This is a genomic window from Stenotrophomonas sp. STEN029, from assembly GCF_056760015.1.
Window position 1 is genome coordinate 1 of the sequence record NZ_JBRREC010000046.1, and the last position, 16,891, is coordinate 16,891.

At 64.6% G+C, this 16,891-nt stretch carries 17 protein-coding genes; 7 read left to right on the plus strand and 10 right to left on the minus strand.

Going from position 1 to position 16,891, the window contains the following annotated elements:
- Nucleotides 1-120: 120 nt before the first annotated feature.
- The 3 genes from ACVOLI_RS11505 to ACVOLI_RS11515 form a co-directional block, all read right to left on the minus strand.
- Nucleotides 121-1,773, minus strand: a complete 1,653-nt coding sequence (locus ACVOLI_RS11505; RefSeq protein ID WP_481614515.1) for a phosphoethanolamine transferase — start codon at nt 1,771-1,773, stop codon at nt 121-123.
- Nucleotides 1,770-2,546 (minus strand): phosphatase PAP2 family protein, encoded by a 777-nt coding sequence (locus tag ACVOLI_RS11510; protein ID WP_481614516.1) that lies wholly within the window; start codon nt 2,544-2,546, stop codon nt 1,770-1,772. Before ACVOLI_RS11510 ends, ACVOLI_RS11505 begins: the two co-directional genes overlap by 4 nt.
- A gap of 217 nt (nt 2,547-2,763) precedes the next feature.
- Complete coding sequence (locus ACVOLI_RS11515) at nt 2,764-4,527, minus strand: ArnT family glycosyltransferase (protein ID WP_481614517.1); 1,764 nt, start codon at nt 4,525-4,527, stop codon at nt 2,764-2,766.
- A gap of 134 nt (nt 4,528-4,661) precedes the next feature.
- Here ACVOLI_RS11515 and ACVOLI_RS11520 point away from each other — a divergent pair, with 134 nt between their 5' ends.
- Nucleotides 4,662-5,354, plus strand: a complete 693-nt coding sequence (locus tag ACVOLI_RS11520) for a response regulator transcription factor (protein ID WP_481614518.1) — start codon at nt 4,662-4,664, stop codon at nt 5,352-5,354.
- Nucleotides 5,351-6,631, plus strand: coding sequence for a sensor histidine kinase (locus ACVOLI_RS11525; RefSeq protein ID WP_481614519.1), 1,281 nt, complete (start codon nt 5,351-5,353; stop codon nt 6,629-6,631). Before ACVOLI_RS11520 ends, ACVOLI_RS11525 begins: the two co-directional genes overlap by 4 nt.
- 120 nt (nt 6,632-6,751) lie before the next feature.
- Here the strand turns inward: ACVOLI_RS11525 and ACVOLI_RS11530 are convergent, their stop codons facing one another.
- Genes ACVOLI_RS11530 through ACVOLI_RS11550 form a run of 5 tightly spaced genes read right to left on the minus strand, consistent with a single transcriptional unit; the run spans nt 6,752 to nt 9,754 of the window.
- Nucleotides 6,752-7,243, minus strand: a complete 492-nt coding sequence (locus tag ACVOLI_RS11530) for a hypothetical protein (RefSeq protein ID WP_481614520.1) — start codon at nt 7,241-7,243, stop codon at nt 6,752-6,754.
- 40 nt (nt 7,244-7,283) lie between these two features.
- Nucleotides 7,284-7,535 carry a cell division topological specificity factor MinE gene (minE, locus tag ACVOLI_RS11535; RefSeq protein ID WP_282271139.1) on the minus strand — a complete coding sequence of 84 codons (252 nt, stop codon included), beginning with the start codon at nt 7,533-7,535 and terminating at the stop codon, nt 7,284-7,286.
- Between the two features lie 2 nt (nt 7,536-7,537).
- Nucleotides 7,538-8,347, minus strand: coding sequence for a septum site-determining protein MinD (gene minD / locus ACVOLI_RS11540; protein WP_313172976.1), 810 nt, complete (start codon nt 8,345-8,347; stop codon nt 7,538-7,540).
- Nucleotides 8,348-8,379: 32 nt separating this feature from the next.
- The gene (gene minC, locus ACVOLI_RS11545) at nt 8,380-9,162 is read right to left on the minus strand and encodes a septum site-determining protein MinC (RefSeq protein WP_481614521.1); all 783 of its coding nucleotides are present in this window, start codon (nt 9,160-9,162) and stop codon (nt 8,380-8,382) included.
- Between the two features lies 1 nt (nt 9,163).
- The gene (locus tag ACVOLI_RS11550; protein WP_282271145.1) at nt 9,164-9,754 is read right to left on the minus strand and encodes a GNAT family N-acetyltransferase; all 591 of its coding nucleotides are present in this window, start codon (nt 9,752-9,754) and stop codon (nt 9,164-9,166) included.
- A 149-nt stretch (nt 9,755-9,903) separates the two neighbouring features.
- On the opposite strand from ACVOLI_RS11550, the gene ACVOLI_RS11555 reads away from it, so the two are divergent.
- The 5 genes from ACVOLI_RS11555 (at nt 9,904) to ACVOLI_RS11575 (ending at nt 14,372) form a co-directional block, all read left to right on the plus strand.
- Nucleotides 9,904-11,103 carry a sensor histidine kinase gene (locus ACVOLI_RS11555; RefSeq protein WP_296248169.1) on the plus strand — a complete coding sequence of 400 codons (1,200 nt, stop codon included), beginning with the start codon at nt 9,904-9,906 and terminating at the stop codon, nt 11,101-11,103.
- The gene (locus ACVOLI_RS11560; protein WP_481614522.1) at nt 11,103-11,744 is read left to right on the plus strand and encodes a response regulator; all 642 of its coding nucleotides are present in this window, start codon (nt 11,103-11,105) and stop codon (nt 11,742-11,744) included. Before ACVOLI_RS11555 ends, ACVOLI_RS11560 begins: the two co-directional genes overlap by 1 nt.
- 340 nt (nt 11,745-12,084) lie before the next feature.
- Nucleotides 12,085-13,224, plus strand: coding sequence for a polyketide cyclase (locus ACVOLI_RS11565; RefSeq protein ID WP_282271152.1), 1,140 nt, complete (start codon nt 12,085-12,087; stop codon nt 13,222-13,224).
- Between the two features lie 98 nt (nt 13,225-13,322).
- Nucleotides 13,323-13,694, plus strand: a complete 372-nt coding sequence (locus tag ACVOLI_RS11570; protein WP_481614523.1) for a DUF423 domain-containing protein — start codon at nt 13,323-13,325, stop codon at nt 13,692-13,694.
- Nucleotides 13,695-13,697: 3 nt separating this feature from the next.
- Entirely contained in the window at nt 13,698-14,372 is a 675-nt protein-coding gene (locus tag ACVOLI_RS11575; RefSeq protein WP_481614524.1) for a DNA-3-methyladenine glycosylase family protein, read from the plus strand.
- A 284-nt stretch (nt 14,373-14,656) separates the two neighbouring features.
- Here ACVOLI_RS11575 and ACVOLI_RS11580 read toward each other — a convergent pair whose 3' ends face one another.
- Together ACVOLI_RS11580 and ACVOLI_RS11585 are read right to left on the minus strand one after the other, a co-directional pair.
- A complete protein-coding gene (locus ACVOLI_RS11580) occupies nt 14,657-16,090 on the minus strand; it encodes an FAD-binding oxidoreductase (protein WP_481614525.1) in 1,434 nt (477 codons plus the stop codon).
- Nucleotides 16,065-16,889 carry a M15 family metallopeptidase gene (locus ACVOLI_RS11585; RefSeq protein ID WP_481614526.1) on the minus strand — a complete coding sequence of 275 codons (825 nt, stop codon included), beginning with the start codon at nt 16,887-16,889 and terminating at the stop codon, nt 16,065-16,067. The genes ACVOLI_RS11580 and ACVOLI_RS11585 overlap by 26 nt, the downstream gene beginning before the upstream one ends.
- Nucleotides 16,890-16,891 lie beyond the last annotated feature (2 nt).

A 16,891-nucleotide genomic window follows, 5' to 3' on the forward strand; every position in this document is an offset into this window, starting at 1 on the left:
CCGGCGGCGCGGTGGGGGGGGGTCGGTCCGGCCACGCCGCCCCGCCGCCCCCCCCCCCCCCACTACATGGGGATTGTCGGTAAGGCCTCTGCCGAGCATGGCTCGGCACTACATACGGCCTTATGTGCAGGGGGCGAGCAGGTCGCGGGACCGGTCATACACCGACGTCTGCACCTGCATCAGTCCAAGCACCGAGGGAAACAGGTTGTCCTGGTCGCTGCGCTGCGCAGCGCGGTGGCGTACGCAGCTCATGTCCAGGCCACGGTCCGCGGCGAACCCCGGCGAGAACCACATCACCATCGGTACCCGGGTCTGCTCTTCCGGTGCAATCGCATACGGCACGCCATGCAGATACAGACCCTTCTCACCCAGCGATTCGCCGTGATCGGACAGGTAGATCATCGCGGTGTCGTAGTCTTCCATTCCGCGCAGGGAGGCGATGGTGCGGGTCAGGAAGTGATCGGTGTAGCGGATCGCATTGTCGTAGCTGTTGACGATGTCCTCGCGGCTGCACTTGCCCAGGTCTGCCGTATCGCAGGTTGGCGCGAACTGGCGGAACTGCGCCGGGTAGCGTTGGAAGTAGCTCGGGCCATGGTTGCCCAGCTGGTGCAGCACAACCACCCGGTCGCCGGGCTTGGCGCGAACCTGTGCAGCGAGGTTTTCCAGAAGAATCTCATCCATGCAGCGGCCGTCGGCGCACAGGCCCGGCGTGGTCGCATCATCCAGACGCTGGATTTCCAGACCGTCGCAAACGCCCTTGCAGCCGGATTGATTGTCGCGCCACAGGGTAGCGATACCTGCGTGTTCAAGCACGTGCAGCAGTGACTGGTGACCGCGGATCTTTTTTTCGTCGTAGTCGTGACGGCCAAACGGCGAGAACATGCAGGGTAGCGACACTTCGGTGCTGGTGCCGCAGGAATGCATGTCCGGGAAGTTGATCACGCCGGTCTGCGCCAACTCCGGCGTGGTCTGGCGGGCGTAGCCGTTCAAGCCCCAGTTCTGTGCACGCACGGTTTCGCCCACAACCAGTACCAACAGGCGCGGTTTGCTGGTCGCGGCACGCGGCGTGGCCTTGGCATCCGTGCCCAGCGGCAACTTGGGTTGCTTTTTTATCGGGCTGGAACTGGCCAGGTTCTGCTTCAGTGCGATCAGATAGTTGGCCGGCGTGGCCAGGTAGCGCACTTCACGGTGATTGCGCATCAACGCGGAAACATTCTGGAACGACAGCATGGTGCCGGCGCCGCCGGCCACGATCACGCCCAGCAGGAAGGCGACACGCCACAGCAGGGTACGTCCCCAGCTGCGCTTGCGCAGCCGCACGCGCCACAGCAGCAGTGTCGGCAGCAGGCCATAGCCGAGCAACGGCAGCAACAATGCCGGCGTCATCAGCTCGCCTGATTCCTTGTGGTCGGTGGCCAGTACATTGCGCAGCATGTCCGCGTCCAGATAGACGTTGTAGCTGTTCATGTAGTGCGTGGCGAAGGCGGTGGTGATGAACAGCGCCGTCAGCACGACCTTGGCATTCCAACGCCAGATCAGCAGGCTGAACAGGATCGCGTGCGCGCTCACCAGCAGTGCAAACAGGGACACCGCGAACAGGATGCTGCCCGGGTTGGTGGCGAGCGCGCTGCGCCAGAACAAGGTGTTGCAGACCAATGCGAAGAACACGCTGGCCAACAGGATCAAGGCTTCGGTGCTGATCTCCGGGCGCCAGTTACGCAGGCGCGACCAGGACAGCTGCAGTCCGACAGGGCGGGCGACAGCGACGTTCATGCGTTTTCTCCAATGGCGCCATGTGCAGCACGCGCCGGGGATGTGATCGATGCAGACGCTGGGAACATCCACAGGTAAAGAACGGTTGCGACCAGCCAGCTGATTGCCAGTGCCCACAGGTCGTGCGAGGCAAAGTGGGCGCCACGCAGCTGCTGGGCCAGGCCGAACACCATGCCGACCAGCAGGGCGGTGCCCAGTGCCGGCCAGCGCCATTGCGGGCGCACCTGCAACATGAAAAAGAACAGCGCCACCCAGGCGTAGCCCGAGCCCGCGTGGCCGGCCGGGAAGCAGGCAGCGTGACCCAGGGCAACCGGGCGCTGTTCGAACAGGCCGATGAAGGGGCGTAGTCCGCCATAGCGTTCCAGGTCCCAGGGGCAGTCCATATGGGTCCAGGATTTCAGCAGCGCGACGATGCTGGTGGTCAGCGCTACCGATGACAGCAGGTAGGCCAGCGGCCGCCGCAGCGGGCGCCAGCGCAGGTCCATGCAGCTGCGGGTCAGCGCCAGGATCACCAGCAGCGCCACAAACCAGGTCAGGTTGCGGCCGCCCTTGTGGATCAGGTGGCTGGTCCACCACGCGTCCTTCAACGCCCATTGGCTGCCCTGCCAGCGGAACAGCTGATCGGCAAGCCATTGGTCACCGTTGCCTGCCATCAACAACAGGCTACCGGCGGCAGCAATCAGCAGCGGGATCAGCAGGGCACGCCCGGCGAAACTCAAACGGCTGCGTTCGGCGGCCGGAATCAGGATGGCGGAAATGGGTTGCTGCGACATGGAGCTGGGGCACCGTCAATCTGGATGCGGCCATGCTCGGTCGGCCTGTGTCGGAGACAGGTAGGAGCGATGTCGTGAATTTGTCGGTGCTTCAGCTTGGCTGCCGGGATGGGCGCGGCAGCATGAATGCAAGCGAGGCTGTGCCGGGTCCGGCGCAGCCTCTCTCAGGTGTGTTTCAACAGGTCCGCGTCCATAGACGCGTTGCAGACTTCAGGCGTCAATCGCCGTCGCTTTCCAGTGCGCCTTCACTGCCGGCCACGACGCCGTGGGTCCTTGCGACACAATCGGCCTGCAGCGCGGTGCCGGGCAGCAACTGCCAGTTGTTGCGGTTGGCACTGCCGATGTCGATGACCTGGCCATGATCGGCGCAGGGTGTCATTGCCTTGTCCAGCACGAACAGCCACCGCCGCTGCGGGTCGGCAGTGACCCAGCGTGCCGCGTCCTCCCATTGTTCGGCGACGGGGCGCTTGAAGCCGAAATCGGTGGCCTGCGGATGGGTCTGCAGCAGGTTCTGTTCACGCCAGGCAACCATGCCCAGCTCGGCGTCCGGGCCGATGCGCGCACGGACCTTGTCCATCACCAGCGAAGCGGAGCTGTAGGGATCCAGCGCTGGCATTGCACCCAGTCCATACATCGACCACAGCATTACCGTGGTCAGCACCACCGCCAGCCCGGCGCGGCGCAGGCGCAATACCAACACCAACAGTAGCGAGGCGGCGCCAAAGCCGATCAACCACCAGCCCACCTGCGGCAGCACCCATGGGTCGATAGCGCGCTTGATCGCATTGCGCTGCGCCCAGCCATCGCCGTGCACGGCGCCGTAGCCGACCACCAGGGTGGCGAGTGCCAACAGCAGCACGTAGGCCAGCAGCAGCCAGCGCACGCCGGTGCGGCGCAGCAGGCCGGGCAGCAATGGCGCCGCCGCGATGGCCAGGGCCGGCAGCATCGGTAGGATGTAGACCTCGCGCTTGCCCGGGCTGGCGCTGAAGAACACCAGTACCAGCAGGGCCCAGCCCAGCAGCAGGAGGTAGCGCGGATCGGCGCGGCGGCAGCGGCGCCACCACGCCGGTAGCAGCCACGGTGCCAGCAGGCTGCCTGGCAGCCAAAGCGTTGCCATTACCTGGAGGTAGTACCAGAACGGCTGGTGGTGATGCCAGGCGTTGGCATAGCGGGTGCCGGTTTGCTTGAACAGCAGTTCCTTGGCATAGGACTGCAGGTGCGGCTCGGGGTTCTGCAGCAGGGCGATGGCCAAGGGGCCAAGCCAGATCGCGGTGCCCGCGAGGAAGGCGGGCAGCAGCAGCCACCAGCCCCAGCTGCGCCCCGGTCCGGCGGCCTGCGGATGGCGCCAGCGCCAGGCCATCCACGGCAGCAGCATCAGCAAGGGCAGGAAGCCGACACCCTTGGTCACGGTGCCTGCACCAGCGGCGAACGCCGCCAGGGCCAGCGCCCACCAGTTCGGGCCCAGCAATAAATGGCGTACCAGTCCCCAGAGCGCCAGCGTGGTCATGCCGACCAGCACCATGTCGATCTGCGCGCGCTTGGCCATCAACCCGAACTGGATGCAGACGAACAGCCCGACGACGGCATAACGGGCGATCTGCCGGTTCCACAGGCGCCGGCTCATGTCCCAGGTCAGCCACAGCGTGAGCAGGGCGGCCAGCAGCGAGGGCACCAGGAAGGACAGGTTCCAGTCACCGATCACTTTGTAAGTGGCCGCCTGGATCCACATGAAAGTGGCGGGCTTCTCCGCATACAACTCGCTGCCACGGTGTGGCAGCAGCCATTGCCCGGTCTCCACCATATGTCGTGCGGCCAGCACGAAGCGCGGCTCGTCCGGTGGCTGCGGCGAGCGCATGCCCAGTCCTGCCAGCAGGCTGGCGATGACCAGGGCGATCAGGATGACGAACCACAGTCTATTGGATGAAGAGCGGGGCGGAGTTGGGCGCACAGATGGCTCGTTATCAAAGGCTGGCAGGATCATGCCGCAAACAAAGTTGGAAACACGTCGAAATCTACCCGCGGACGACGTCGGCTGCATTTCGACGACAATCCGACGTTGGCGGCGCTAGGATACGACGGTAATGCCTCGGCCCGGGGCAGCAAGGTCATGCCCGCATGCGGCTGCTGGTCATAGAAGACAATCGCAATCTGATCGCCAACCTGTTCGATTATTTCGAGGCGCGCGGGCATACCCTCGACGTCGCCCCCGACGGCATCACCGGCCTGCACCTGGCCGGCACCCAGAGTTATGACGCCATCCTGCTGGACTGGATGCTGCCGCGCATGGAAGGGCCGGAAGTGCTGCGCAAGCTGCGCGAGGAGTTCCGCTCCGAGGTGCCGGTGATCATGCTGACCGCCCGCGACGAGTTGCCGGACAAGATCGCCGGCTTCCGCGCCGGTGCCGATGACTACCTGACCAAACCGTTCGCACTGCCGGAACTGGAAGTGCGGCTGGAGGCGGTGCTGGCGCGCACGAACGGGCGCAACCCGCGCAAGGTGCTGGAAGTGCATGACCTGCAACTGGACATGTCCACGTTCGAAGCCCAACGCGCGGGGCAGGTGCTGCACCTGTACCCGGCCTGCCGCAAACTGCTCGAGGTGCTGATGCGGGCAAGCCCGGCGGCAGTTACCCGCGACCAGCTGGAATATGCGCTCTGGGGCGATGATCCGCCGGACGGCGACATGCTGCGCTCGCATATCTACGAACTGCGTCGCGCGGTGGATGGTCCATTCGAAGAGAAGCTGCTGCAGACCTTGCCGCGCGTGGGCTACCGTTTGTCCGCACCGGCGGTGGGTGGCGCGCAATGACACGGCGCACGCTGCGCCGCAAATTGCTCGGCTGGTTGGCGATCTATGTCGCGCTGGTGACACTGGCGGTGTTCAGTGCCGCCAACTATGTGCACGAACACGCCGAGCACGCGGTGTGGCGCTCGCTGTTGAACACCGAACTGGACAGCATCATCGGCCAGATGCGCACCGATCCGGCATACCACTGGCAGGACTCGGACACGTTGCGGTTCTACTCGGAACGCGAGCCGGCAGGTATTCCCGAGAGCCTGGGTAGGCTGCATCCCGGACTGCATGACGGCGCGTTGCTGGATGGCAAGGACACCGCGGTCATGGTCCGCGATACCTCCGATTTCGGTCGGGTGGTATTGGCCCTGGATATCTCCGATTTCGGCGAGCTGGAGCACTTCATCACCCGCTGGGCGTTGCTGGCGGGTGTGGCGTTGTTGCTGGTTACCTTGCTGATGGCCTGGGTTGGCATGACCCGCCTGGTACGGCCCTTGTCGGTGCTGGCGCAGGACATTGCCAAGCTGCGCCCCGAGCGGCGCGGGCAGCAGGTAAAGGTGGACAAGCGCGGCAGCACCGAGCTGGAAGTGATAGCCGGTGCCTTGAATGATTACCTGCAGCGCAACGAGCATTTCGTCGATCGCGAACGTGCGTTCATCAGTACCGCCAGCCACGAGTTGCGCACGCCGATCGCGGTGATCACCGGTGCCGCCGAATTGGCGTTGGAGCAGCCGGGCTTGCCGGAAAGGGCGCGTCAGCAGCTGCTGCGCGTGCGCAGCACATCAACCGGCATGGAGCAGTTGATCCAGTTGCTGCTGGTGCTTGCGCGCGATCCGGCCAAGCTGTCGGCAATGAGTGAGTTGGTTGCCTTGGAGGAATTGCTGCCGGAGGTTGCCGAAGACCATCGCTACCTGGCCAAGGGCAAGGAATTGGAGCTGGTATTGGTGGAATCGGCGCCGTGCCAGGTGCTTGCGCCGTTGGCAGTGGTGCAGGCGGCGGTTGGCAATCTGCTGCGCAATGCCATCGAGAACAGTGATCGCGGCGTGGTGCGGCTTGGGATCTCCGCCAATGCCGTGCTGACCATCGAAGATCCGGGGCACGGCATGAGCCCGGAAGAGGTCGCGCAGGTGTATGCGCGGATGAGCAAGGGCGAGCGCAACCCAGGCGCTGGAATTGGCCTGGACCTGATCGCGCGCTTGTGTGATCACCTGGGCTGGAAGCTGGAGATCCATTCGCAGCCGGAGCGGGGCACGCGGGTCATCTTGGATATGGGGAGTTCCAGGCCGCGCTAAGGCAAGGGGCGAGGGGTTTTGTAGGAGCGGCGTGAGCCGCGAAGCTGGCAATGCTTGTGGGCTGGCAACCTTCGGACCGGATGGTCTATCGGCTTCGCGGCTTACGCCGCTCCTACAAGGTCATTCGCCCGACAACAGCTCGCGCTCGATCAGCCAACGCTTTGCATCGTCGGCATCCTGCTCAAACCAGGCCTGGGTCGAGCCCAGCCGGTAGGTGTAGCCCCAGCTGTCCATGTCGGCCATCAGCCGCGCGCTGCCTACGCCGGGCAATTGCCCGGCCAACACGATCTGCAGGTAGCAGGTAGCGTCTTCCTCGGGCACCGAGTCGGTGGCGTCGGTGTGCACCTGCGCACGCCGCTCGGGCGGCAGCACGATCAGGTGGCAGGACTCGTGCAGCATCGAATGCACCGGCGTGTCGTCGCGCACATAGACATCGCAGGCGATGATGCCGGCCTCTGGCTCGCCCCAATAACTGCCGGGAATCTTCTCGCCGGCGGCGACGTGGTTCAGGCGCAGGCCGTGGCGCGCGAGCAGGTCCGCAGCGTCGGTCCACTGGATATCGCCAACGCACAGCACCGGCTGGGTTGGTTCGTTGGCAGGGTGTTCGTTCACGGGCACTGGAGTCCCGGCGGCCGTGGCCGCCGGGCTGTCATCACTTGTCGTCGGGCAGGGCCACGGAAATGTCGAGCACGTCGTTGGCGCCATCCTTGACCAGGTCCACCTTGACCGCGTCGGCGTCGATGTTGACGTACTTCTTGATCACTTCCAGCAGCTCACGCTGCAGCAGCGGCAGGTAGTCCGGGCCACCGCGGGTGCTGCGTTCCTGCGCGATGATGATCTGCAGGCGGTTCTTCGCGGTTTCGGCGGTGGTCTTCTTCTGTCTCAGGAAGTCGAGCAGTCCCATGCTTATCCTCCAAACAACTTGCTGAAGAAGCCCTTCTTCTCCACGGTGGTGAATCGCATCGGGCGCTCTTCACCCAGGATGCGGCCGACAGCGTCCTCATAGGCCTGGCCGGCCGGCGACTCGGCGTCCAGGATGACCGGCTCGCCCTTGTTGGAGGCGTTGAGCACGTCGCCGGATTCGGGGATGACGCCGATGGCCTTGAGCCCCAGCACTTCTTCCACGTCGGTGATGCTCAGCATCTCGCCGCTTTCAACGCGCGAGGGGCTGTAGCGGGTCAGCAGCAGGTAGGCTGGCACGGCCTTGCCGGCTTCGGCATTGGCGGTCTTGGAGTCGAGCAGGCCGATGATGCGGTCCGAGTCGCGTACCGAAGACACTTCCGGGTTGACCACGACGACGGCGCGATCGGCGAAATACATCGCCAGGAACGCACCCTTCTCGATGCCGGCCGGGGAGTCGCAGATGATGAAGTCGAAGCCGTCGGCGGCCAGGTCCTTGAGGACCTTCTCCACGCCTTCCTTGTTCAATGCGTCCTTGTCGCGGGTCTGCGAGGCGGCCAGCACGTACAGGTTGTCGAAGCGCTTGTCCTTGATCAGCGCCTGCTTCAGCGTGGCTTCGCCGTGCACGACGTTGACGAAGTCATATACCACGCGACGCTCGCAGCCCATGATCAGGTCAAGGTTACGCAGGCCGACGTCGAAGTCGATGACGGCGACCTTCTTGCCGCGGCGGGCGAGGCCACAGGCGATGCTGGCGCTTGAGGTGGTCTTGCCGACGCCGCCCTTGCCGGAGGTGACTACGATGATTTCAGCCAAAGGATCTCTCCTGAATGTCGTTGTGAGCTGCGTCAATCCAGCGCAGCAATCATGATCTGGTCCTGTTCCAGCCACACCTGCACGGCCTTGCCGCGCAGGTTGTCCGGAATATCGTCCAGTACCTTATACCGTCCTGCAATCGCGACCAGTTCAGCGTGGAAGTCGCGACAGAAAATGCGTGCGCTGGTGTTGCCCTGGGCACCGGCCAATGCGCGGCCACGCAGCGTACCGTAGATATGGATGCTGCCGTCGGCGATGACCTCGGCGCCGGCGCCCACCGTTGAGAGTACGGTCAGGTCGCAGTTCTCGGCGTACAACTGCTGGCCTGATCGCACCGTGCCCAGCTGCATCTTGCCGGGCTGCGGTGCGGCGGCGCCAGCGGCAGCCGCTGCGGCGGGTGCCGGTGCTGCGGCTGCAGTGCGTTTACTCTGCTTGGGGGCAGGTGCCGGTGTAGCTGCTGGTTCGGCTTCGAGGGGTTCGTACTGGGCGCGGAACTTGGCCAGTACCGGCAGGCCCAGCTGCTGCGACAGGGTTTCTGTTTCGCTGGTGCCGTAGGCCAGTGCCACCGGCAGGACGCCGGCGTCGCGCAGGCCGTTGACCAGCTGCTGTGCGGTGGTCAGGTCCGGGAGTTGGCTCAAACCACCAAAATCCAGGATCACCGCCGCGCGACCGAACAGCTTGGGCGCACGCGCCACGCGTTCGCGCATTTCCTGGGCCAGGCGCTCCACGTCGAGGGTGCGGATGCGCAGGTTGGCAATGCCGACCTGCCCGATTTTCAGTTCACCAGCCTGTTCGTAATCCAAATTCACTGCCATCTCAGGTTCCGGTCGGCCGCTGTTGCAGCAGCCGGCGTGTGTTGCCTACCCAGGGAACGTCGGGCAGGTTGTCGCCATAGGTCTCTTTTACCCACTCGTAGCTGCACAGATCCTTGAGCAGCATGCTGGCCCGCACATCGACCGAGGGCATGGTGTTCTGGCCGACCTCGCGGAAACCGAAGCTGCCATGGAACAGCAGGGCGGCATCGGCGCCGTGGTCAAGGAAGACCTCGCAGGCCATCTGTGGGTAGCGCAGCTCAGCATAGCTCTGGGCATCGGCATAGAACGCGCGGCCGACGCCGCCGCCACGGCGGCGACTGGCCACCACGATGCGGTCGATATAGAAGAAGCTGGGGTAGCGCTGCTGGAACCAGGCGAAGTTGCAGCTGTCATGGGCACTGTTGCTGCCGTAGCCGACCAGGAAGCCGGCCATGTTGCCGTCGCGTTCGGCAACCCGGAAGTATTCGGCTGTTTCGTAGAAACGGCGGACCTTGGCTGCATCCAGCGGAAGAATCGCAAGACCAGCGTTGTTGTTCAGTGCCAGGACGGAATCGAGCTCGTGCTCGCGCACGTCGCGGATAACAATCGACATTGTGACTCCGTGGGGTATCGCGGTCGGCCCAAAGGGCTGTGGCGCGATTATCGCATGGGTGGCCCGAGCCGGGCGAGCCATCAGCGAAGGTCGCCATGCATGACTTCCGAGGGAGGGCGTTGGGGCGGCCGGGTCCTTACCATGCAGGCATGTTGGGATACCTCAGCCATACCCGAGTCCTCCGCCTGGCCGGCCTGTTTACCTGGGCCCTGGTCAGCCTGCCCCTGATCTATACCCAGTACGCGCCGGAGGAGGGCGTGCTGCAGCCTGCCGCCGGGGAGGCGATCTGGCTGTTCCTGGCCTACCTGACCTTTGGCGGCTGCTACTTCTGGCTGACCCGGGGGCTCAATGCTGCTGGCCACACCAGCTGGTACGACCGGTTGGCGTTGCTGCTGCTGACGGTTTCGGCGCTGGTGGTGAGCTATCTGTCCGCCACTGGCCTGGGCAGCATCCTGATGATGGTCGCGGCCGGGGTGATCCCGTGGCTGCTGAGCCGCTGGGTCGGCGTCATCTGGCTGGTGCTGAGCCAGCTGGCGGTGCTTCCGGTCTACAACCTGATCCTCGGCCTGCCGCTGTTCGAGGCGCTGCTGCAGTCGCTGCTATACGGTGGCTTCTCGATGTTCATCTTTGTCACCAGCCTGGTGGCCCGGCAGCAGACCCAGGCGCGGGAGGAGCAGCGGCGCTTGAACGCCGAGCTGCGGGCCACGCGGCTGCTGTTGGCCGAAAGCGCGCGGGTCAACGAGCGCACGCGTATTTCCCGTGAGCTGCATGACCTGCTCGGCCACCATCTGACCGCGCTGAGCCTGAATCTGGAAGTGGCCGGGCATATCACCGAGGGCCAGGCGCAGGAACACGTCCGCCAGGCGCATACCCTGGCCAAGCTGCTGCTGACCGACGTGCGCGAGGCGGTCAGCCAGCTGCGCGAGAGCGGGGCGATCGACCTGGCGGCCGCCCTGCGGCCGCTGACCGAGCGGGTACCGTCGCTGGATATCCACCTGCAGATCGATGACCCGTTCAGCGTTGAAGATCCCGAGCGCGCCCATGTGCTGCTGCGCTGTACGCAGGAAATCATCACCAATGCGGTGCGCCATGCCGGCGCCCACAATCTGTGGATCAATGTGGAGCGGGATGCCGCGCAGGTGGTCATCAGCGCGCATGATGACGGCATCGGTGGTGATTTCGAGGAAATTATGCCGGGCAATGGCTTGCGCGGCATGCGCGAGCGGCTGGCGCAGTATGGGGGTGTGCTGGACGTATCGGCACGAAGCGGTGAGGGTTTCCGTCTTCGCGCCAGCCTGCCACTGGTTACCAATATGATGTTGGCCTCGGGGCCGCAAGGAGTGAATTGATGATCCGTGTCTGTCTGGTCGACGACCAAACCCTGGTCCGGCAGGGCATCCGTTCGCTGCTGGCGCTGGATGACGGTATTGAAGTGGTGGCCGAGGCCATCGACGGCCGTCAGGCGGTGGAGATGATTCCGCAGGTGCGGCCGGATGTGGTGCTGATGGACATGCGCATGCCGGTGATGTCCGGGCTGGAAGCGCTGCAGACGCTGAGCCGCGCCGGGACGCTGCCGCCGTCGATCATCCTGACCACCTTTGACGATGACCAACTGGTATTGGCCGGGCTCAAGGCCGGTGCCAAGGGCTATCTGCTCAAGGATGTGACCCTGGAACAGCTGGTGGGCGCCATCCGTACCGTGGCCAACGGTGGCTCGCTGGTGCAGCCGGCGGTGACCCAGCGCCTGTTGTCGGGGCTGGAACACATGCGCAATGAGTTCGTCAGCCTGGACCGGCCGGACCCGTTGACCGACCGCGAGACCGAGATCCTGCGGCTGATGGCCAGCGGCTTCTCCAACAAGGAGATCGCCAACTCCCTGGGCGTGGCCGAGGGCACCATCAAGAACCATGTCTCCAATATTCTGTCCAAGCTGGGCGTGCGCGACCGTACCCGTGCCGTGCTCAAGGCCTTTGAACTGCAGTTGGTGTGAGCGGCGGACAGCCGGTGCTGCCTGGGCCTGGATGAATGCGGCATGCGGCGCTGTGGATGGCGCGGTGGCGGTTCGTGAAAAGTTGGTTGCGGTACTGGTGTTGGACACCCAAGACGGTGGAAAATACCGCCGCTGCGGACGAAATACAGTCCGAGCTATCGGCTGAAGGCACGCTGGGTTGGTGGTTTAGACGCTACCCTGCGGCCTATCTGTGAGATAGCGCATTCTGGTAATGGAAACCGGTGCGCCAAATGTGCTGAACAACCTGCGGAAAGCCTGCTAGGATGGGGGCTTCCCTTCAAATCAACCCGGCCGTGGGATCGGCCCCGGAGACTCCTGAATGACCCGTATTATCGAGTTCCTGATCGCTTTGGGGATCGTGGCTGGCCTGTTTGTCCTCATTGGCGTGTGTCTGCCGGGCGAGCGCCACATTACCGAAAGCATCGAAACCAACCGCAAGATGACGATCGTGTATGACACGGTCAACAGCCTGCGCCGCTTCAAGGATTGGAATCCGCTTGTGCTGCGCGACAAGGCCGTGGAGCTGAAGTTCAGCGGCCCGGACGCCGGCAAGGGCGCCCGCATGGACTATTCCTCCACGGGCCTGGGCCAGGGCAGCTGGGAAATCACCGATAGCGAAAAGAACAAGCGCGTCGTGATTGCCATCGAAGACCCGACCCGCGGTACCGACAAGGTGACCTCGTTCACGCTCGAGCCGACCGGCAAGAACGATCGCAACGTCAAGATCACCCAGGACTACAGCGTCAAGTACGGTTTCGACCTGTTTGGTCGTTACGCTGGCCTGTACGTCAGCCGCCACATCGGTGACGACCTGAAGCTGGGTCTGTCGCGCATGGCCAACATGCTGGCCTCGGTGCCGAACGTTGACTACGCCGCTGCCGAAGCGCCGTTGAACGACCTGAAGGTTGTCCAGGTGCCGGCTGAAAACCTGCTGGTGGTCAACGCCGGTAACATCGACCGCAACAACGATGCCATCCAGAAGTCGATCGACGACAACATGGAATGGATCAAGCGCGCGATGGATGCCAATGGTCTGGTTGCTGCTGGTCCGGTCCGTATCGTCACCACCGATTTCGGTGCTGAAAAGTACGCCTTCGACGTGGCTCTGCCGGTTCGCAAGGGCAGCGCTGCTGCTCCGGCTGCCGACAAGAAGGACGGCGAAGCTGCCGCTCCGGCCGCTGCTGCGGCACCGGTTGCTGCGGGTGATGCCGCCGAGCTGAGCGTCAAGATCCCCGCGGGCAACCCGGTGACCTACGTGCATGCTCCGGCCCACCGTTCGGCATTTGCTTCCTACACCGGCCACATGGCTGGCCTGGACCTGGCCCGTAACGGCCTGCGTGCATGGGCTACCACCACCGGCAACGAAGTTGTTGACCGTCCGTATGAGTCGTGGAAGGGTGGCGTGGCCAAGGCCTTCACCGTCGATGGTTCCTACGACCTGTACTGGGCCGTCAAGTAATCATCGGGTTGTTGTCGATGATCTGATCGAGAAAACGCGTCGCTTCCAGCGGCGCGTTTTTTTATGGATGGTGTTTGCAGGATTGATTGGAGAACGAGATGTTGGGAGTGGAACGGCGTGCGCGTAAACCCTCGTTTCTGGCTTTCTGCGGCGGCCTGCTGGCGGCGGCGGCGGTCGGCCTGTCGGCTTACGCCTCGCATGGGGTGAGTGACGCGCTGGCGCAGTCGCACCTGAACACCGCGGCCTTGTACGCATTCGGCCACGGCGTGGTGCTGGTCGGATTGGGTGCGTCCTCGGTGAACCAGTTGGGTCGCGGTGCGTTGTATGTGTTGCTGCTGGGAACGTTGTTGTTCTCCGGCAGCCTGGTCGGCAATGTGCTGATGCACTGGCCGACGACGCTGGCACCGGCTGGTGGCATCACCCTGATGGGCGGTTGGGTGCTGCTGGCACTCAGTGCCTTGCGCCGTTGAGCCATGCCCCGCTATCGACGCGGCTTCGACATCGATGAGGCGCAGGCGCACCTGCAGCGGGTGGACAAGCGCCTGGCCGGCTGGATGCGCCGCATCGGGCCGTTGCCGGCGCCACCGGGCTGGGCGCGTTCGTTCGACCCGGTGGATGCGTTGGCGCGGGCAATCCTGTTCCAGCAGCTCAGTGGCAAGGCCGCTTCGACGATAGTCGGGCGGGTGGAGACGGCGATTGGCGGCAAGCGCCTGCACGCTGCAAGCCTCGATCTGATTGATGACCCCGGGCTGCGGGCGTGTGGCGTATCCGGCAACAAGGCCTTGGCGCTGCGTGATCTTGCCCGGCGTGAGCGCGCCGGTGAATTGCCGGGCCTGTGGCAGATGTCGGTGATGGATCACCAGGCCATCGTCGACGCCCTGGTGGCAGTGCGCGGCATCGGCCGCTGGACGGTGGAGATGATGCTGATGTTCCGCCTGGGTCGTCCCGACATCCTGCCGATCGATGACCTGGGTATCCGCAAGGGCGCACAGCGCGTGGATGGCAGCGAGACAATGCTGACGCCCAAGGCGCTGGCCGAGCGCGGCGAGCGCTGGGGCCCCTACCGCACCTGGGCCAGCCTGTATCTATGGCGCATCGCCGACTTCAGCATAGAACCCAGACAAAAGACCAATCGCTCGCAGGACTGAGCGGCAGCGTTGTGGGGCCTAGTCCTTTGTAGGAGCGGCGTAAGCCGCGAAGCCGGCAGAGCGTCAGCATCGATTTTCTGACTGGTTGAATCTGCCTTGGCGTTGAGCCGGATGCGTCTTGATTGCTGTTGTTCGCGGCGGCTCGGTGGTTGCCAGCCTCGCGGCTTACGCCGCTCCTACAGCTGGGAGCACACTTTTTGTAGGAGCGGCATGAGCCGCGAAGCCAGTAACCGTTGGCAGCAGGGTAGTCGCGTGCACAGGGGCGAGGTTGGCTTCGCGCCTGCTTACAGAGGCAGGTAGCGCTCCCACAGCAGGTTGCGAAAGCGATTGCCAGGGTCCAGCTGCTGCTTGATGGCGGCAAACTGCAACGCCTGCGGGTAGGCGCGCTGGAACTGCGCCTGGCTGGCGTGCAGGCGGTAGGGCAGGTAGTAGCGACCACCATGTTCGAGCGCGGCGTCGATCAGGCGCCGGGTCCAGCCGCTGCTGTACTGTTCGGCGGCGTTCCAGCTGCGTTGCTTGTGGTACAGCACGAAGCAGAACACTTCCTCGCTCGCCCAGCGCATCAACGAGGTGTTGTCGGCGGGCGCGTGGCGGATGGAGATGTTCAGTGCATTGACGTCGTGCCTGCGCAGGATTCCGGCCATGGTGCGGGCGAAGGACGCGAATCCGGCAACCGGGATGAAGTATTCCTGCAGCAGGTAGGACGACATGCGGCGTGTGCGCGGTTCCAGCGATGCCGCATCCAGGCTGGCTTCCAGGTTGCGCATCACCACGCGTGGTTCGGTGAGCAGGCTGCGTGTCTGGTAGAGATCGCGCAGCTGGTCGCCGCCGGGCAGTTCGGATGCGGCCCAGATCAGGTTCTGGTCCTTGGCGTGGCTGGCACGGATGGGCATCAGCCGTCTTCCGTCGGTCAGTGCGGCGCTGCTGCGGCTCCAGCTGATCGCCAGCGGAGCATTGAAGTCCGGTGGCAGCAGGTCGGCGTTGTGCAGGACTACCTCGGGCCTGCCCAGTACATGGGCGTTGAACCAGTCCGGGTAATCGACGAGGGCAAGCTGTTCGACGCTGCGTGCCATTCTCTCGTTGCGCGCGAGGTCCAGCTCGACCTCGGTGATCACGCCCAGGCCGCCGTAGCCGCCAATCACCGCGGCGAACAATGCCGGCTGCTGCTGGCGGGACAACTCCAGCACGCGACCATCGGCGGTGACCAGCTGCAGGGCGCGCACGCTGCCTGCCAGTGCGCCGCTGCCGACATAGCGGCCGTGGCAATTGACCGATACCGAGCCGCCGATGCTGAAGTTGCTGTAGCTCTGCATCACCTTGACGGCGAGGTCACGCGGATCCAGATGCTCCTGCAGTTGCCGCCAGCGCATGCCAGCCTGCACGCGCACGCTGGGTGTTTCCGGGTCCAGCCACAGCAGGCGATCCATGCGCTGCATGTCCAGCTGCAGTGCATGTTCGGCCCGGGTCTGTCCGCCCATGCTGTAGCGGCCGCCAGCGACGCAGACCGTTCCCGGCCAACGTTGCAAGGCGGCAACTACGCCGGCGCTGCTGGCAGGGCGCACCACGCCGGCAACGGCGGTGCGGTCCAGCTGCGAGACATCGCTGGCCAATGTCTGGCTGGATCGGGGTTTGCATGCGGGCAGCTGGGTCAGCAGGCCTGCGCCAAGCGCTGCCTGCACCAGCCGCCGACGTTCACCCTCGGGCGGTGGCGTTTTCATTGCGGCGATAACACCAGTGCCAGGGCTCGTAGATGATGCCGTGCGGGTTGTCGCGCGGGTAGCTCATGTGGAAGCCGAAACCTGCGGCGTGCCGCTGCAGCCAGGCGAAGCCTGCGGTGTGCTCGAAGGATTCCTCGGCAGGTGGTTCGCCCGGCGTACTGATGTCCAGTGCGTCACCGCCGTGGTGTTCGCTGTAGCCGGGTGCGGCGTTGACGGTGAGGATCTCGTCAATGCTCAGCCCGCGCGCCAGCTTGCGTTCGAAAATGCCGAGCTGATAGTCATGGCTGCGGTAGCCGGAAATCGCATCCAGCGCGACGCCGTCACCAGCCGCTGCCTGCTGAATGCGCTGCCAGCCGCGCGCCGCACCACGGGTGAGCCAGAGTGGCCTGCGGTAGCGATCAAAGCCCGCCAGGTGCAGATGCACGGGTTCGGCGACCAGCGGCAAACCGGTCCGGGCGGCGTAGGCGTCGGCATCCAGATCCAGTTGCTGCAGATGCAGTTGCAGTTGATGCAAGGGCAGGCTGCCGCTCGGGGGCGGGATACGGGATGGCTGAGATCGCAAGGCTTCCAATGCGGTCAACGCAAAGTCGATGCCGGGTTCGTCCGCCAGCCGTGTTACCAGGGGCATCAGGCCGCCGCGCAGCTGCGCCGCCAGGTAACGCCCATCGCGTTTGCGTCGCAGTACATGCGTTGCCCGCGCCAGTACGCGTGCATCGTCATTGCTGCGCGCGCGCAACAGGCCGCCCGGCCAGATCTCGATGTCGGGCGTGTTCAGCAGGATATGGGGAGCGTTGCGCATGT

Bases quoted from the DNA above. Each gene is read 5' to 3' on its own strand.
- ACVOLI_RS11570 (WP_481614523.1), top strand. From the start codon at position 13,323: ATGTTGGGAGTGGAACGGCGTGCGCGTAAACCCTCGTTTCTGGCTTTC.
- ACVOLI_RS11555 (WP_296248169.1), top strand. From the start codon at position 9,904: ATGTTGGGATACCTCAGCCATACCCGAGTCCTCCGCCTGGCCGGCCTG.
- ACVOLI_RS11585 (WP_481614526.1), bottom strand. From the start codon at position 16,889: ATGCGCAACGCTCCCCATATCCTGCTGAACACGCCCGACATCGAGATC.
- ACVOLI_RS11550 (WP_282271145.1), bottom strand. From the start codon at position 9,754: ATGTCGATTGTTATCCGCGACGTGCGCGAGCACGAGCTCGATTCCGTC.
- ACVOLI_RS11575 (WP_481614524.1), top strand. From the start codon at position 13,698: ATGCCCCGCTATCGACGCGGCTTCGACATCGATGAGGCGCAGGCGCAC.
- minE (WP_282271139.1), bottom strand. From the start codon at position 7,535: ATGGGACTGCTCGACTTCCTGAGACAGAAGAAGACCACCGCCGAAACC.
- ACVOLI_RS11525 (WP_481614519.1), top strand. From the start codon at position 5,351: ATGACACGGCGCACGCTGCGCCGCAAATTGCTCGGCTGGTTGGCGATC.
- ACVOLI_RS11510 (WP_481614516.1), bottom strand. From the start codon at position 2,546: ATGTCGCAGCAACCCATTTCCGCCATCCTGATTCCGGCCGCCGAACGC.
- ACVOLI_RS11515 (WP_481614517.1), bottom strand. From the start codon at position 4,527: ATGATCCTGCCAGCCTTTGATAACGAGCCATCTGTGCGCCCAACTCCG.
- ACVOLI_RS11560 (WP_481614522.1), top strand. From the start codon at position 11,103: ATGATCCGTGTCTGTCTGGTCGACGACCAAACCCTGGTCCGGCAGGGC.
- minC (WP_481614521.1), bottom strand. From the start codon at position 9,162: ATGGCAGTGAATTTGGATTACGAACAGGCTGGTGAACTGAAAATCGGG.
- ACVOLI_RS11505 (WP_481614515.1), bottom strand. From the start codon at position 1,773: ATGAACGTCGCTGTCGCCCGCCCTGTCGGACTGCAGCTGTCCTGGTCG.
- ACVOLI_RS11565 (WP_282271152.1), top strand. From the start codon at position 12,085: ATGACCCGTATTATCGAGTTCCTGATCGCTTTGGGGATCGTGGCTGGC.
- ACVOLI_RS11580 (WP_481614525.1), bottom strand. From the start codon at position 16,090: ATGAAAACGCCACCGCCCGAGGGTGAACGTCGGCGGCTGGTGCAGGCA.
- ACVOLI_RS11520 (WP_481614518.1), top strand. From the start codon at position 4,662: ATGCGGCTGCTGGTCATAGAAGACAATCGCAATCTGATCGCCAACCTG.